This window comes from Pseudomonas edaphica (assembly GCF_005863185.1).
In the GTDB taxonomy this organism is placed as follows: domain Bacteria; phylum Pseudomonadota; class Gammaproteobacteria; order Pseudomonadales; family Pseudomonadaceae; genus Aquipseudomonas; species Aquipseudomonas edaphica.
Map to the genome: position 1 here is coordinate 1 of NZ_VBVZ01000116.1, position 13,427 is coordinate 13,427.

At 61.4% G+C, this 13,427-nt stretch carries 14 protein-coding genes and 1 other RNA gene; 8 read left to right on the forward strand and 7 right to left on the reverse strand.

Annotated elements, in window-relative coordinates:
* Positions 1–103: 103 nt before the first annotated feature.
* The 6 genes from FEM54_RS10140 to FEM54_RS10165 form a co-directional block, all read right to left on the reverse strand.
* Entirely contained in the window at positions 104–1,108 is a 1,005-nt protein-coding gene (locus FEM54_RS10140; RefSeq protein ID WP_017135273.1) for an extracellular solute-binding protein, read from the reverse strand.
* Positions 1,109–1,268: 160 nt separating this feature from the next.
* Positions 1,269–2,486 carry a 2-octaprenyl-3-methyl-6-methoxy-1,4-benzoquinol hydroxylase gene (locus FEM54_RS10145; RefSeq protein ID WP_171045819.1) on the reverse strand — a complete coding sequence of 406 codons (1,218 nt, stop codon included), beginning with the start codon at positions 2,484–2,486 and terminating at the stop codon, positions 1,269–1,271.
* 9 nt (positions 2,487–2,495) lie between these two features.
* Positions 2,496–2,981: a DUF4442 domain-containing protein gene (locus tag FEM54_RS10150; protein WP_017135271.1), complete on the reverse strand. Its 486-nt coding sequence runs from the start codon at positions 2,979–2,981 to the stop codon at positions 2,496–2,498.
* The gene (ubiH, locus tag FEM54_RS10155) at positions 2,974–4,161 is read right to left on the reverse strand and encodes a 2-octaprenyl-6-methoxyphenyl hydroxylase (RefSeq protein ID WP_138450721.1); all 1,188 of its coding nucleotides are present in this window, start codon (positions 4,159–4,161) and stop codon (positions 2,974–2,976) included. The genes FEM54_RS10150 and ubiH overlap by 8 nt, the downstream gene beginning before the upstream one ends.
* Complete coding sequence (gene pepP / locus FEM54_RS10160) at positions 4,158–5,480, reverse strand: Xaa-Pro aminopeptidase (protein ID WP_017135269.1); 1,323 nt, start codon at positions 5,478–5,480, stop codon at positions 4,158–4,160. The genes ubiH and pepP overlap by 4 nt, the downstream gene beginning before the upstream one ends.
* Before the next feature lie 20 nt (positions 5,481–5,500).
* Positions 5,501–6,058: a YecA/YgfB family protein gene (locus tag FEM54_RS10165; protein WP_017135268.1), complete on the reverse strand. Its 558-nt coding sequence runs from the start codon at positions 6,056–6,058 to the stop codon at positions 5,501–5,503.
* A 138-nt stretch (positions 6,059–6,196) separates the two neighbouring features.
* Between FEM54_RS10165 and FEM54_RS10170 the strand changes: the two genes are divergently transcribed.
* From FEM54_RS10170 to FEM54_RS10185, 4 genes are all read left to right on the forward strand, one after another.
* Positions 6,197–6,406, forward strand: coding sequence for a TIGR02449 family protein (locus FEM54_RS10170; RefSeq protein WP_003177365.1), 210 nt, complete (start codon positions 6,197–6,199; stop codon positions 6,404–6,406).
* Positions 6,403–6,720 carry a cell division protein ZapA gene (locus FEM54_RS10175; RefSeq protein WP_017135267.1) on the forward strand — a complete coding sequence of 106 codons (318 nt, stop codon included), beginning with the start codon at positions 6,403–6,405 and terminating at the stop codon, positions 6,718–6,720. The genes FEM54_RS10170 and FEM54_RS10175 overlap by 4 nt, the downstream gene beginning before the upstream one ends.
* A 30-nt stretch (positions 6,721–6,750) precedes the next feature.
* Positions 6,751–6,929, forward strand: a non-coding RNA gene (ssrS, locus tag FEM54_RS10180) — 6S RNA.
* Positions 6,930–6,987: 58 nt separating this feature from the next.
* A complete protein-coding gene (locus FEM54_RS10185) occupies positions 6,988–7,617 on the forward strand; it encodes a 5-formyltetrahydrofolate cyclo-ligase (protein WP_099550294.1) in 630 nt (209 codons plus the stop codon).
* A 9-nt stretch (positions 7,618–7,626) separates the two neighbouring features.
* Here FEM54_RS10185 and FEM54_RS33895 read toward each other — a convergent pair whose 3' ends face one another.
* Entirely contained in the window at positions 7,627–7,776 is a 150-nt protein-coding gene (locus tag FEM54_RS33895; RefSeq protein ID WP_087149531.1) for a hypothetical protein, read from the reverse strand.
* A 194-nt stretch (positions 7,777–7,970) separates the two neighbouring features.
* Here FEM54_RS33895 and FEM54_RS10190 point away from each other — a divergent pair, with 194 nt between their 5' ends.
* The 4 genes from FEM54_RS10190 (at position 7,971) to FEM54_RS10205 (ending at position 13,358) form a co-directional block, all read left to right on the forward strand.
* Positions 7,971–8,420 (forward strand): EVE domain-containing protein, encoded by a 450-nt coding sequence (locus FEM54_RS10190; protein WP_017135265.1) that lies wholly within the window; start codon positions 7,971–7,973, stop codon positions 8,418–8,420.
* Between the two features lie 140 nt (positions 8,421–8,560).
* A complete protein-coding gene (locus FEM54_RS10195) occupies positions 8,561–9,526 on the forward strand; it encodes an HlyD family secretion protein (RefSeq protein WP_099550436.1) in 966 nt (321 codons plus the stop codon).
* Positions 9,523–12,240 (forward strand): ribosome-associated ATPase/putative transporter RbbA, encoded by a 2,718-nt coding sequence (gene rbbA, locus FEM54_RS10200; RefSeq protein WP_138450723.1) that lies wholly within the window; start codon positions 9,523–9,525, stop codon positions 12,238–12,240. The genes FEM54_RS10195 and rbbA overlap by 4 nt, the downstream gene beginning before the upstream one ends.
* On the forward strand, positions 12,240–13,358 hold the full coding sequence (locus FEM54_RS10205) for an ABC transporter permease (protein WP_138450725.1): 1,119 nt from the start codon (positions 12,240–12,242) through the stop codon (positions 13,356–13,358). The genes rbbA and FEM54_RS10205 overlap by 1 nt, the downstream gene beginning before the upstream one ends.
* Positions 13,359–13,427: the final 69 nt, after the last annotated feature.

Consider the following 13,427-nt stretch of genomic DNA (forward strand, 5'->3'; position numbering starts at 1 on the left):
ACTAAGGTGTAACTGACACACCGAGGTGCTGCTATCGCAGGCAAGCCAGCTCCCACACAAGCCAGCTCCCACATTTAGTTCGGCGCTTGCCTGCAAATTGTAGTTAGTTCCAGCCGGCGCGATCCATCAGGCGGATAGCCTCAGCCTGGCGCTTGCCTGCCACTTCCACCGGCAAGGTGTCAGCCACGAACTTGCCCCAGGTCGCCACTTCTGCTGATGGCGGCACCGCCGGGTTGGCCGGGAACTCCTGGTTCACATCGGCAAAGATCTGCTGCGCCTCAGGCGTGGTCATCCACTCAACCAATGCCTTGGCCGCTTCCGGATGCGGCGCGTGCTTAGTCAGGCCAATGCCCGACAGGTTCACGTGCACGCCACGGTCGCCCTGGTTCGGCCAGAACAGTTTTACCGCCAGGTCTGGCTTCTGCTTGTGCAGGCGGCCGTAGTAGTAGGTGTTGACGATGCCCACGTCGCATTGCCCGGCGTTGATCGCCTCCAGCACCGCGATGTCGTCGGAGAACACGTCGGTGGACAGGTTGTTGACCCAGCCTTTGACGATTTCCTCGGTTTTGGCCGCGCCATGGGTTTCGATCAGGGTGGCGGTCAGCGACTGGTTGTAGACCTTCTTCGCCGTGCGCAGGCACAAGCGGCCTTCCCATTGCTTGTCGGCCAGGGCTTCGTAAGTGGTCAGGTCACCGGGTTTTACCCGGTCGGTGGAATAGGCGATGGTCCGTGCACGCAGGCTCAAGCCGGTCCAGGCGTGGTTAGAGGAGCGATATTGCAACGGAATATTCTTGTCGATCACCGCCGAGGTGAACGGCTGCAGGATGCCCATTTGCTCAGCCTGCCAAAGGTTGCCGGCGTCGACGGTGAGCAACAGGTCGGCGGTGGCGTTCTCGCCTTCGGCCTTGATGCGCTGCATCAGCGGGGCTTCCTTGTCGGTGATGAACTTCACCTGCACGCCGGTCTTTTTGGTGTAGGCGTCGAACACCGGCTTGATCAGTTCGTCGATGCGCGAGGAGTAGACCACGACTTCGTCGGCTGCCTGCACGGTGGTGCTGCCGATAAGGGTGAGTGCCAGGGCAGTCAGGAGGCGCTTGGGTGCCAACATGGGTGCGGTCTCTCATTTGCAAAAAGAGGGCAAATGATAAGGACTCACATTTGGTAGCGCTTGGTGGAGGCGTTACGAGATGTTGCATGGCTGGGATTTGTGCTGGGGCCAATGGCCCCATCGCGGGCAAGCCCGGCTCCCACAGGGTACTCAGGCGCCCTCAGGGTTTGGCCAGCTCCGGGAGGTCGCCGGTCAGGCCCAAGGCCTGGCGGACGAAGATGGCCTTGGCTTCGGGCATCTGGTCGACCATTTTCAGCCCGGCGTTGCGCAGCCAGCGTAATGGCAACTGGTCGGCCTGGAACAGGCGCTCAAACCCTTCCATAGCCGCCATCAGCGCAAGGTTATGCGGCATGCGCCGACGTTCGTAGCGGCTCAATACTTTCACATCAGCCAGGCGCTCACCACGTTCAGTGGCTGCCAGCAGCACCTCGGCCAGCACCGCCGCATCGAGGAAACCCAGGTTTACGCCCTGCCCCGCCAACGGGTGGATCACGTGGGCCGCGTCGCCAATCAACGCCAAGCCTTCTGCCACATAACGCTTGGCGTGTCGTTGGCGCAATGGCACGCACACACGTGGATCGGCGCTGAGCACCGTGCCGAGCCGCCCTTCAAAGGCGCGCTCCAGCTCACGGCAGAAATTTTCATCATCCAGCGCCATCAGGCGCTCGGATTCGGCCGGTGTGGTGGACCAGACGATCGAGCACCAGTCTTCCTGCCCCTCGCGCACCAATGGCAGAAACGCCAGCGGGCCAGTGTCGGTAAAGCGCTGCCACGCCGTGCGCTGATGGGGTTGGCTGCTGCGCACGCTGGTGACGATGGCGTTATGCAAGTAATCCCACTCGCGGGTCGCAGTGCCGGTCAGGCGGCGTACGGCGGAGTTGGCGCCATCGGCGGCGACCACCAGCGGTGCACGCAATGTGCGGCCGTCGGCAAGGGTCAGCAGCCAGTCATCGCCGGAGCGGCGCATCTGTTCCAGGCGGGCGTTGGCCAGCAGGCCCAGGTCGCAGTCATGCAGGCGGTCGAGCAGCGCGTCCTGAACCACGCGGTTCTCGACGATATGCCCAAGCACTTCGGCGTGCACACTGGCCGCCGAGAAGTGGATCTGCCCGGTGCCGCTGCCGTCCCACACTTGCATCTCGCCATAAGGGCTGGCGCGCCGCGACACAATGCCGTCCCACACGCCGAGGCGCTCAAGGATGCGCTGGCTCGCGGCCGACAAGGCGCTCACCCGTGGCTCGAAGGCAGCCTCACGGTCAAATGGCTTGACGCTCAGCGGGCTGCCGTCGAGCAGCAGCACCTGCAGGCCACTGCCCTGCAACGCGAGCGCCAGGGCGCTTCCGACCATTCCGGCCCCGACAATCAGCACATCTGCGCGCATGTCCATGCTTTAAGCCTGCTTTGCTGGCGGCTTGCGCCGCACGTAAAGGGTTTTGTCGACCCGCGCCACCAGGGTGCCGGAGCCGTCATGAATCTCGACCTTGAGGTGGGGCAGGTACTTCTCGCCACCTTCGGTTTGCCGGCGAATCTCGTCCAGCAAGGCGTCGTCGATGGAGAACTCGGCGTACACCGGGCCTTTGCCCGGCGACACAAAGTCGATGCTCGCGGCCTTGTCCCACACGATGTAGTCGCGGCCCAGGTTCTCCATCAACAGCAACATGTAGAACGGGTCAACCATCGAATACAGGCTGCCGCCAAATTGCGTGCCGACGTAATTACGGTTGTACCAGCCCAAGCCCATGCGCACTTTGACATGACGAAAGTCAGCGCTCATGTGCTGCACGCTTATCCCCGCCCCGAGATAAGGCGGATAAAGGGTCATGACCCAACGCAACAGCCGCGCTTTACCCAAACGTTGGATCAACCACTTACGCATCGGGGCGCGTACCCAAGCCCATGGCCTGACGGGCGAACCAGCGTTTGGCCGGCGGTAGCAGGTCCAGGCCAAGCAGGCCCATGTTGCGGCCCAAAGCCACTAACGGCTGGGCACTGCCAAACAGGCGTGTGACTTGATCGGAGAAGCCCACTGTGAGCTTCTGGTCCAGGTGCTGGCTTTCGCGGTAGCGCTGCAAGGTCGCCAAGTCTCCCGGCACCTGTGGCCCGGCCAACAAGGCTTCGGCCAAGGCATTGGCATCGCGCAGGGACAGGTTGAACCCCTGCCCGGCAATCGGGTGCAGGCTGTGGGCGGCATTGCCGAGGATCGCCAGGTGCGAGCGCACTTGTTCTTCGGCCTCCACCAGCGTCAGCGGGTACAGGTGCCGTGCGCCGACTTGCTTGAGGGTGCCCAGGCGATAGCCGAACACGCCCTGCAGTTCGCTCAAGAAACTGCGCTCGTCGAGGTTGGCCAAACGCTGGGCGTCCATGCCGATGCGCGTCCATACCAGCGCGCAGCGGTTGTCCGGCAACGGCAACAGGGCCATCGGGCCTTCATCGGTAAAGCGCTCGAAGGCCTCGCCGTTGTGGGCTTCGCTGGGGGTGATGTTGGCGATCAGCGCGCTCTGGTTGTACGGGCGGGTTTTCACGCCAATACCTAACTGCTCGCGCAAACCGGAGCGACCACCATCGGCCAATACCGCAAGGTCGCATTCCAGCACGGTTTCATCGTTGAGGGTCAGGCGATAGCCGTCGGGCAGCGGCTCCATACGCGTGACTTCCGCCGGGCAGCGCCAACTCACCACCTCTTTGTCCAGGCCTTGCCACAGGCACTGTCCGAGCCAGGCGTTTTCCACCACATAGCCGAGGGCCGGCACGCCCTCCTCCATGGCGGACAAGCGCGCAGTCGAGAAACGCCCACGGTCAGACACGTGGATCTGCTTGATCGGCTCGGCGCGGCGGGAGATGTCCTGCCACACACCCAGGCGCTGATAGATCTGACGGGCACCGTAAGACAACGCCGAAGAACGTGCATCGTAGCTCGGTTGGTAAGTGTCGCCTGGGGCAAATGGCTCGATCAGCACGATCTTCCAACCCCGTGCCTTGGCACCGGCCTGCAAGGCCAACGCCAGGCTGGCGCCCACCAGGCCACCACCGATAATCGCCAGGTTGACCCGGTTCATCGGGCAGCCGCCATCAGCGCTTCGATCTCAGCGACAGTTTTAGGCACACCACCGGTCAGAATTTCACAGCCTTGCTTGGTCACTACCACGTCATCCTCGATGCGTACGCCAATGCCACGCCATTTCTTTGCCACGTTCTGATTGTCCGGCGAAATATAAATCCCCGGCTCCACGGTCAAGGCCATGCCCACTTCCAGCACACGCCATTCACCGCCCACTTTGTATTCGCCCACATCGTGCACATCCATGCCCAGCCAGTGGCCGGCGCGGTGCATATAAAAGGCACGGTAGGCTTCGCTGGCGATCAACTCGTCGACGTTACCTTGCAACAGCCCCAACTTCACCAGCCCGGCGGTGATGACCTGCACGGTCGCCTCGTGGGCCTGGTTCCAATGTTTGTTCGGTGCAATCTGGGCGAAGGCGGCTTCCTGGGAGGCCAGCACAATTTCATAGATCGCCTTTTGTTCGGGCGAAAACTTGCCGCTGACCGGCCACGTGCGCGTGATATCGCTGGCGTAGCAGTCGATCTCGCAACCGGCGTCGATCAACACCAGATCGCCGTCCTTGAGCAGCGCGTCATTCTGCTGGTAGTGCAGGATGCAGCTGTTGCGCCCGGCGGCGACGATGGAGCCATAGGCCGGCATCTTCGCGCCGCCCTTGCGGAACTCGTAATCCAGCTCGGCTTCGAGGCTGAACTCATACAGCCCGGCGCGGCTGGCCTGCATCGCCTTGACGTGGGCCGCACAGGAAATTCGCGCGGCCTCGCGCATCACCTTCACTTCTGCCGCCGATTTATACAGGCGCATGTCGTGGAGCAGATGATCCAGGGCAACAAATTCGTTCGGCGGCTGGGCGCCCAGGTGCGCCTTGGAACGGATCACGTTGATCCACTCCATCAGATGCCGGTCGAATTCGGCGTTGCTGCCCATGGCCGAATACACCCGGTCGCGGCCTTCGATCAGGCCGGGCAGGATGTCGTCGATATCGGTGATGGGGAACGCATCGTCAGCACCAAAGTCGCGAATGGCGCCTTCGGTGCCGGCGCGCAGGCCGTCCCACAGTTCGCGTTCGACGTTGCGCTCGCGGCAGAACAGCACGTACTCGCCATGCTGGCGACCGGGCATCAGCACGATCACCGCTTCAGGTTCAGGGAAGCCGCTCAGGTACTGGAAGTCGCTGTCCTGACGGTAGACGTGTTCGACATCCCGGTTGCGGATGGCCACGGCGGCGGCCGGCAGGATCGCGATGCTGTTGGGTTCCATCTGCGCCATGAGCGCCTTGCGGCGACGGGTGTATTCCGCTTTCGGGATATGGATCATGGGCAGATGGGCTTCCTTACTTAGTGCAGCGACGGCTTGGGTGCGGCGGGCTCAGCGGATTTTTTGGTCTCGGTGAACAACAGCAGCGGCGCGACACGCAGGTATTCCATCACTTCCATATAGTCGCCTTCGCCGTCTTCGGATTCTTCCAGGGCATCTTGCACCTGGGAGATGGCCGCCAGGTCTTGCAACACTTCTTTGGCATCAGTGCTCAGTTCCAGGCCGCCGGCATTCACACCGAAGCCGTGCAGGAAACCCTGGCACCATTGGCCCAATGCTGCAGCGCGTTCGGTGAGCGGTGCATCGTCGGTCGGCAGCAGCAGAACGACGGTGACGTCATCACCGGTCAACTCGCCTTTAACCATCTCTTGCAGGCCGATCAGCGCGTTACGCACGTTCTCGGTAGGTTCGGTTTCCAGCAGCTCGGCCACATCGGCCAGCCAGTTGTCGGCATCGAAGCCAACGCCCGTGCAGCTGCGGCCCAACAGCACGCCGTGCAGTTCGGCAGGCGAGCAAGGATGACCGCTGGAGCTCAGCAGTTTGGAAAAAGCGTCGTACGGGGAGTTCTGAATAGGCATGGTGAGCTAGGCGCCAGACGGCGCAATGTCTAGAATGAAGCGCTGTATCCTAGCACCGGCAGACGTACCAAGACTATCGAGGGCGTCAGATCGTTTATCCTGAAGTTGCCATTCATCAGACAAATCCAGTGGAACCCAATGGAAGACACCGACCTGCAAGCGCTGATGGCCAGACTCGAACTGCTAATTGATCGGGTTGAGCAACTTAAGAGTCAAAACGGACTCCTATTAGCTCAGGAAAAGACCTGGCGCGAGGAACGCGCTCACCTCATTGAAAAAAACGAAATCGCCCGGCGTAAGGTCGAATCGATGATTTCGCGCCTGAAGGCCCTGGAGCAAGACTCATGAGTTCAAGCAATAGCGTTACCGTGCAGATCCTCGACAAAGAATATTCGATCATCTGCCCCCAGGAAGAACGCAGCAATCTGGTGAGTGCTGCCCGCTATCTGGACGGCAAGATGCGTGAAATCCGCAGCAGCGGCAAAGTCATCGGCGCCGACCGTATCGCCGTGATGGCCGCACTGAACATTACCCACGATCTGCTGCATAAGCAGGAACGGCCTGACGTGCAGGCCAGCGGCTCGACGCGTGAGCAAGTGCGTGACCTGCTCGAACGCGTGGATCTGGCACTTTCTACCGAGCCAGAGCCACCCAAGGGCTGATTGACGCGTCTGTTTAAGGTATACTCGCCCCACTCCCTGGCGTGTTTGCCAGTCGGCGATGTCCCTGAGCCGATTCGCACTACCCTGGAAGTTGCACGTTGGGCTGGTGTGCATGTCCGCTAGACGGAAAGCCTTAAAGCCTACTGCATCTTCCACCTTGAACTTTCGGGTTCAAGGGCTAAGTCGACAGCGGCTCTGTCGGGGAGCCTGAATTCCCAAACTCAATGCCAGTCCCAGGACTGGCATTGTTTTATGAGCCGAACAACCATGACCGAACCTGCGCCGCTTTCCCGTCCGCAACTTCGACGCATGTTGCGCAAAGCCCGCCGCGCGCTTACGCCGAGCGAGCAGCGCAAGGCCGCTCACGGCCTGTATCGGCAACTGGCACAGCACCCGTTGTTTCGCCGGGCCAAACATATCTCTTTATATCTGCCCACGGACGGTGAAATCGATCCGCGTCTGCTGCTGCGCGCTGCGCAGCGCCGGGGCAAGGCCACTTATCTGCCGGTACTCAGTGCCTGGCCGCGCACCAAGATGGTGTTCCAGCGTGTGCGGCCTGGAGATAAGTTGTTGCCCAACCGCTTTCGCATCCTTGAGCCGCACGTAAATGCCAACCGCCAGCGCCAAGTTTGGGCGCTGGACCTGGTGCTGTTGCCGCTGGTGGGCTTCGATGATGTGGGTGGGCGACTGGGCATGGGCGGTGGGTTTTATGACCGCAGCCTGGCCTACCTGGCTCGGCGCAAAAACTGGCGCAAGCCCACGCTGCTGGGCCTGGCCCATGAATGTCAGAAGGTCGAGCGCCTGGCACAGGCAAGCTGGGATGTGCCATTGGCTGGCACGGTCACCGATAAAAAATGGTATGTCGCAGAAACGTCGCTGGAACCAGCGACGCCTTAAAAAGCAGTGTTAACGCTTGAACGGTTGTGGCTGCTGCTGAGCCAGTTCAACCGGTGCATCGGTCTTGCTCGACCACAAGCTCTGGGCATATCCGGTGGTCACGACGCCCAGGCCAAACAAAATAACCAAAATCCATAGTAAATCCGGTTTACGTTGCATCGATTGCCCCCCTTCAGGCACCTCGTACACGATGACAACAACGTTCCAAAGTAGTCCGTTGCAGCTGCGTCAAGCTTAAAAGCGGGCATTCTGCGGTAACGTGACCCAACACGCAAACCTTGACGCCAACCGACTGTCGGTTTTTCATGGAATTGCCTGACAACTTATCCAATGCCTTTTTCAGGAGCCCAAAAATGGCCTACTGGCTGATGAAATCCGAGCCCGATGAACTCTCCATCAAAGGCCTGGAAAAGCTCGGTGAAACGCGCTGGGACGGGGTGCGCAACTATCAGGCACGCAACTTTTTGCGAGCCATGGCCGTTGGCGATGAGTTTTTCTTCTATCACTCCAGCTGCCCTGAACCGGGCATTGCCGGTATCGGCAAAATTGTCGAGGCCGCTTATCCCGACCCGACTGCGCTGGAACCCGAAAGCCACTACTTCGATGCCAAAGCCACGCCGGAGAAAAACCCGTGGACGGCAATCAACGTGGCCCACGTCGAGACCTTTGCAAAGGTGCTGGGCCTTGGCTACCTGAAGCAACAAACTGCCCTCGCCGAATTGCCGCTGGTGCAAAAAGGCAGCCGATTGTCGGTGATGCCGGTGACGGCCGAACAATGGGCAGCGGTACTCGCCCTGCGCTGAAAAGGCAGAACCCTGCGGTCACACCTGTGATGCATGCATCTGCACGCCAAGCGGGTTAGGCTTGCGCTTCATTTGACCGGTATCAAGACCCTTCGGGCGGTATCGGTCAAACTAGGATGCTAATGCCGCAGGATGCCGTCATGTCTACGAATCACACTATGTCGCGCCTTTTCGCCGTTGCGCTCATCACCTTGTTGCTGGGTGCCGGCGGCTTCGGTTATTGGCGATCGACTCAGGACCGCCTGCCCGAAGGCCTGAGCATGGGCAATGGCCGCCTGGAATCCACCGAAGTGCAGATCGCCGCCAAGATCCCCGGGCGCCTGGCCGAAGTGCGCGTAGATGAAGGCGACAAGGTGCTCAAAGGTCAATTGCTCGCACGCATGGACACCCGCACCCTTGAAGCTCAGCGCACCCAGGCCGAAGCCGAAGTGCTGCGCGCCAAGGAAAACTTCGCCGCCGCCGAGGCCAACGTACAACTGCGCCAAAGCGAACAATTGCTGGCCCATCAGGAACTCAAGCGCACCCAGGAGCTGTACAAGCGCGGCTTTGCCAGCAGCCAGTTGATCGACCAGCAGCAAGCACGCCAGAACACCGGCAATGCGGCCGTGATCGCAGCGCAGGCTCAGGTCAACGCGGTGAAAGCGGCCATCGGCGCGGCGCAGGCCCAAGTGGCCCAGCTCACCAGCGAAATCGACGACAGCAGCCTGCGCGCGCCCATCGACGGCATCATTCAATTGCGCCTGGCTGAACCGGGTGAAGTGCTCGGCGCAGGCGGCAGAGTGTTACTGCTGATTGACCCGAATGATCAGTACATGAACCTGTACCTGCCCGCCTCCGTCACCGGCCGCCTCACCGTCGGCAGCGACGCACGCATCCTGCTCGACGCCCTGCCCCAGCAACCGTTGCCGGCGAAAATCAGCTTTGTCGCGGCCAAATCGCAATTCACCCCCAAAGAGGTGGAGACCCGCGACGAACGCCAGAAACTGGTGTTCCGCGTCAAGCTGCGCCTGACCCAACCCAGCGCCGTACCACAAGCCAAACCGGGCATGCCTGGCGCGGGTTATGTGCGCACGGCGGATATCGACTGGCCGGCCAACCTGCAATGACCGACCTGGCGCTGCACGCCACCGGCATCCAACACCGTTACGGCAAGCAACAGGCGCTGATCGACATTGCCTTCAGCCTGCCGGCGGGCACCCGTTGCGGGTTGATCGGCCCGGATGGCGCGGGCAAGTCAAGTTTGCTGGGGCTGATCGCCGGGGTCAAAAAACTTCAGGCTGGCCAGCTTGAGGTGCTCGGCGGCTCCATCGAAGATCGCCGCCATCGCAATAGCCTGTACCCGCGCATCGCCTTTATGCCCCAAGGCCTGGGCGGCAACCTTTACCCTGAGTTGTCCATCAGCGAGAACATCCGTTTCTTCGCCACGTTGTTCGGTTTGTCCAAAGCCGATTGCGAGCAACGCATGCACAACCTGCTGCTGGCCACCGACCTCGCACGCTTCGCCGAGCGCCCGGCCGGGAAGTTGTCCGGCGGCATGAAGCAGAAGCTCGGCCTGTGCTGCGCGCTGATCCACGACCCTGATTTGTTGATCCTCGACGAACCCACCACGGGCGTCGACCCACTGTCGCGGCGGCGTTTCTGGGAGCTGGTCGAAACCGTGCGCAGCGAGCGCCCACAGCTGACGCTGCTGGTAGCCACCGCCTACATGGAAGAGGCCGAGCAGTTCGAACATTGCCTGATGCTCGATCGCGGCAAGCTGATCGCCGATGGCCTGAGCCGCGAGCTGGCGGCCGTTACACCCAGCGGCAAACTGGATGAGGCTTTTACTCATTTCCAGGGTGACAGCGCCCACGACAACCAGGCGCTGGTGATCCCGCCGCGCGAAAGTGGCAACACTGACATCGCCATCGAAGCCCACGACCTGACGCTGCGCCTTGGGGATTTTACGGCGGTGAACAAGGTCAGCTTTGCGATTGGTCGCGGCGAGATCTTCGGCTTTCTCGGTTCCAACGGCTGCGGCAAGACGACCACCATGAAAGTTCTCACCGGGCTGATGCCGGCCACCGAAGGCAGCGCCACGCTGCTGGGTAACCCGGTGAATGCCAAGGATTTGGCCACTCGCAAGCGCGTGGGCTTTATGTCGCAAAGCTTTTCGCTGTACGGCGAACTCAGCGTGCGCCAGAACCTGGTGCTGCATGCGCAACTGTTCGACTTGCCCAAGGCCGACAGCGGCCCGCGTATCGACGAGCTGATCCAGCGCTTCGACCTCGGTGAAGTGGCCGAGCAACCCTCCGGCGAGTTGCCCCTGGGCCTGCGCCAGCGCTTGTCACTGGCGGTGGCGGTGCTGCATCGCCCGGAAGTGCTGATTCTCGATGAGCCGACCTCGGGCGTAGACCCCGCGGCGCGGGATGATTTCTGGCGGCTATTGGTTGAGTTGTCCCGCGAGCAAGGCGTGACGATCTTTCTGTCCACCCACTTTATGAACGAGGCCCAGCGCTGCGACCGCATCTCGCTGATGCACGCGGGCAAAGTGCTGGCCTGCGACACCCCCGACGCGTTGCAGCAGCAATTCCACGGCGACACATTGGAGGCTGCGTTCGTCACCTGCCTGGAACAGGCCCAAGGCGAAGCCGAACCTGCCGCACCGAACAAAACTGTCAGCGAAAGCAGCACGCCGACCGTCAGCAAACGCGGCTTCAGCATCGCCCGCCTGCTGGCCGTGGCCAGTCGCGAAGGCAAAGAGCTGTTGCGCGACAAAGTGCGCATGGCCTTCGCCCTGCTCGGTGCGATGTTCATGATGGTGATCTTCGGTTACGGCATTTCCCTGGACGTGGAAAACCTTGCCTTCGCCGTCTACGACCAGGACCAGACTCCGCAAAGTCGCGCCTACCTGGAAGCCTTCCGCAGCTCGCGCTACTTCGCCGAACAAGCCCCCATCCGCGATGCCAACGAACTGCACCGGCGCCTGCAACGTTCAGAAATCAAACTGGCGCTGGAAATTCCACCCGGTTTTGGCCGCGACCTGTACGCCGGCCGCCAACCCACCGTGGCTGCGTGGATCGATGGCGGCATGCCGTTTCGCGCCGAAACCAGCCGTAACTACGTCGAAGCGGTGCACCAAGGCAATCTCCAGCAACTGGCCGAACTGAGCAGCCTGCCCGGCAGCACACAAGCCGCCGCCAAGCTGGAAACACGCTTTCGCTATAACCAGGACGTGGTCAGCGTAAACGCCATCGGCCCTGGCGTGATGGCGCTGATCCTGGCGTTTATCCCGGCAATGCTCACCGCGTTGGGCATCGTGCGTGAAAAGGAGCTGGGGTCGATCACCAACTTCTACGCCACGCCGCTGACGCGCCTGGAGTTCCTGTTGGGCAAACAGGCGCCGTATCTGGCCGTTAGCCTGGTGAACCTGGCACTGCTGGTGGCGATGAACCGCTGGCTGTTCGGCGTGCCATTCAAGGGCAGCGGCGTGGCGCTGGCGGTAGGCGGCCTGTTGTATGTACTCGCAACGACGAGCATGGGTCTGCTGATTTCCGCGTTCACCCGCACCCAGATCGCGGCTATCCTCGGCACCATGATCATCACCAGCCTGCCGACCATCCAGTTCTCCGGGCTGATCGTACCGCGCTCGTCCCTGGAAGGCGCGGCCGCGCTGATGGGCACGTTATTCCCCGCCGGGCACTTTCTGGATATCGCAGTAGGCACCTTCACCAAGGCCCTGGACCTGCGCCAGTTGTGGCCGCAATGCCTGGCGCTGTTCGGGTTTTTCGTCGGGTTCACTGGGCTGAGCCTGATCATGCTCAAAAAGCAGGAGGCCTGATGCACAAGCTCGCTCATATCCTGCGCCTGGGCTTCAAGGAATTGACCAGCCTGCGTCACGACAGCGTGTTGCTGCTGTTTTTGTTCTACGCCTTCACTGTCGCGATCTACATGCCCGCCGCTGGCTCGGTCATTGGTGTGCACAACGCCAGCGTGGCGTTTGTTGATGAGGACCACAGCGCGCTGTCGCGGCAAATGGCCGAGGCGCTGCAGCCGCCCGAGTTTCAACCGCCTGCACCACTGGACTACGACCAATTGGACAAGGTCATGGACAGCGGCGAGTACACCTTCGTGATCAATGTGCCAGCCAACTTCCAGGCCGACCTGTTGGCCGGGCGCCAGCCGGGTGTGCAGGTGAACGTCGATGCCACAGCGATGAGCCAGGCATTTATGGGCGCAGGCTATATCGGCCGGATTTTCCAGCGTGAGTTGCAAAGCTACAGCGGGCAAACCGACGCGGCTGGCAAGACGCCTGCGCGGCTGACCACACGGGCGTTGTTCAACACCAACCTGGAAGGCGGCTGGTTTTTGGCGGTGATCCAGATCGTCAACAACATCACCATCCTGGCCATCGTGCTCACCGGCACGGCGCTGCTGCGCGAGCGTGAACACGGCACGCTCGACCATTTGCTGGTGCTGCCGCTGACCGCGCTGGAAATCATGCTGGCAAAAATCTGGAGCAATATGCTGGTGGTGGTGCTGTGTACGTGGCTGTCGCTGGAGCTGGTAGTCAAAGGCTTGCTCGGTGTGCCGCTGGCCGGGTCTTTGAGCCTGTTTTTGCTGGTGACGGCGCTGTACCTGTTTGCGAGTACGGCACTGGGGATCTTCCTCGCCACCCTTGCGCGTTCGACGCCTCAGTTTGGCTTGCTGGCGATTCCGGTGATTATTCCGATGCTGCTTCTGTCTGGCGGCAGTACGCCATTGGACAGCATGCCCGAGTGGTTGCAATGGGTGATGCAAGGCTCACCGTCGACGCACTTTGTGAGTTTGAGTGCGGCCATACTGTTTCGTGATGCGGGCGTGGGTGTGGTGTGGCCGGATTTGCTGGCGTTGGTGGGGATTGGGTTGGTGTTTTTTGCGGTGGCCTTGGCCAGGTTTCGTAAAAGCCTGGCTTCCTGAAGCGTCTGTACCGGCGCCATCGCGGGCAAGCCCGCTCCCACCCTTGGAATGCATTCACCTGTGGGAGCG

Coding starts and splice junctions, on each gene's coding strand:
- FEM54_RS33895 (WP_087149531.1), bottom strand. CDS start 7,776: ATGCAACGTAAACCGGATTTACTATGGATTTTGGTTATTTTGTTTGGC.
- FEM54_RS10150 (WP_017135271.1), bottom strand. CDS start 2,981: ATGCGTAAGTGGTTGATCCAACGTTTGGGTAAAGCGCGGCTGTTGCGT.
- ubiH (WP_138450721.1), bottom strand. CDS start 4,161: ATGAACCGGGTCAACCTGGCGATTATCGGTGGTGGCCTGGTGGGCGCC.
- rbbA (WP_138450723.1), top strand. CDS start 9,523: ATGACCGACCTGGCGCTGCACGCCACCGGCATCCAACACCGTTACGGC.
- FEM54_RS10190 (WP_017135265.1), top strand. CDS start 7,971: ATGGCCTACTGGCTGATGAAATCCGAGCCCGATGAACTCTCCATCAAA.
- FEM54_RS10165 (WP_017135268.1), bottom strand. CDS start 6,058: ATGCCTATTCAGAACTCCCCGTACGACGCTTTTTCCAAACTGCTGAGC.
- FEM54_RS10140 (WP_017135273.1), bottom strand. CDS start 1,108: ATGTTGGCACCCAAGCGCCTCCTGACTGCCCTGGCACTCACCCTTATC.
- FEM54_RS10170 (WP_003177365.1), top strand. CDS start 6,197: ATGGAAGACACCGACCTGCAAGCGCTGATGGCCAGACTCGAACTGCTA.
- FEM54_RS10175 (WP_017135267.1), top strand. CDS start 6,403: ATGAGTTCAAGCAATAGCGTTACCGTGCAGATCCTCGACAAAGAATAT.
- FEM54_RS10145 (WP_171045819.1), bottom strand. CDS start 2,486: ATGCGCGCAGATGTGCTGATTGTCGGGGCCGGAATGGTCGGAAGCGCC.
- pepP (WP_017135269.1), bottom strand. CDS start 5,480: ATGATCCATATCCCGAAAGCGGAATACACCCGTCGCCGCAAGGCGCTC.
- FEM54_RS10195 (WP_099550436.1), top strand. CDS start 8,561: ATGTCTACGAATCACACTATGTCGCGCCTTTTCGCCGTTGCGCTCATC.
- FEM54_RS10205 (WP_138450725.1), top strand. CDS start 12,240: ATGCACAAGCTCGCTCATATCCTGCGCCTGGGCTTCAAGGAATTGACC.
- FEM54_RS10185 (WP_099550294.1), top strand. CDS start 6,988: ATGACCGAACCTGCGCCGCTTTCCCGTCCGCAACTTCGACGCATGTTG.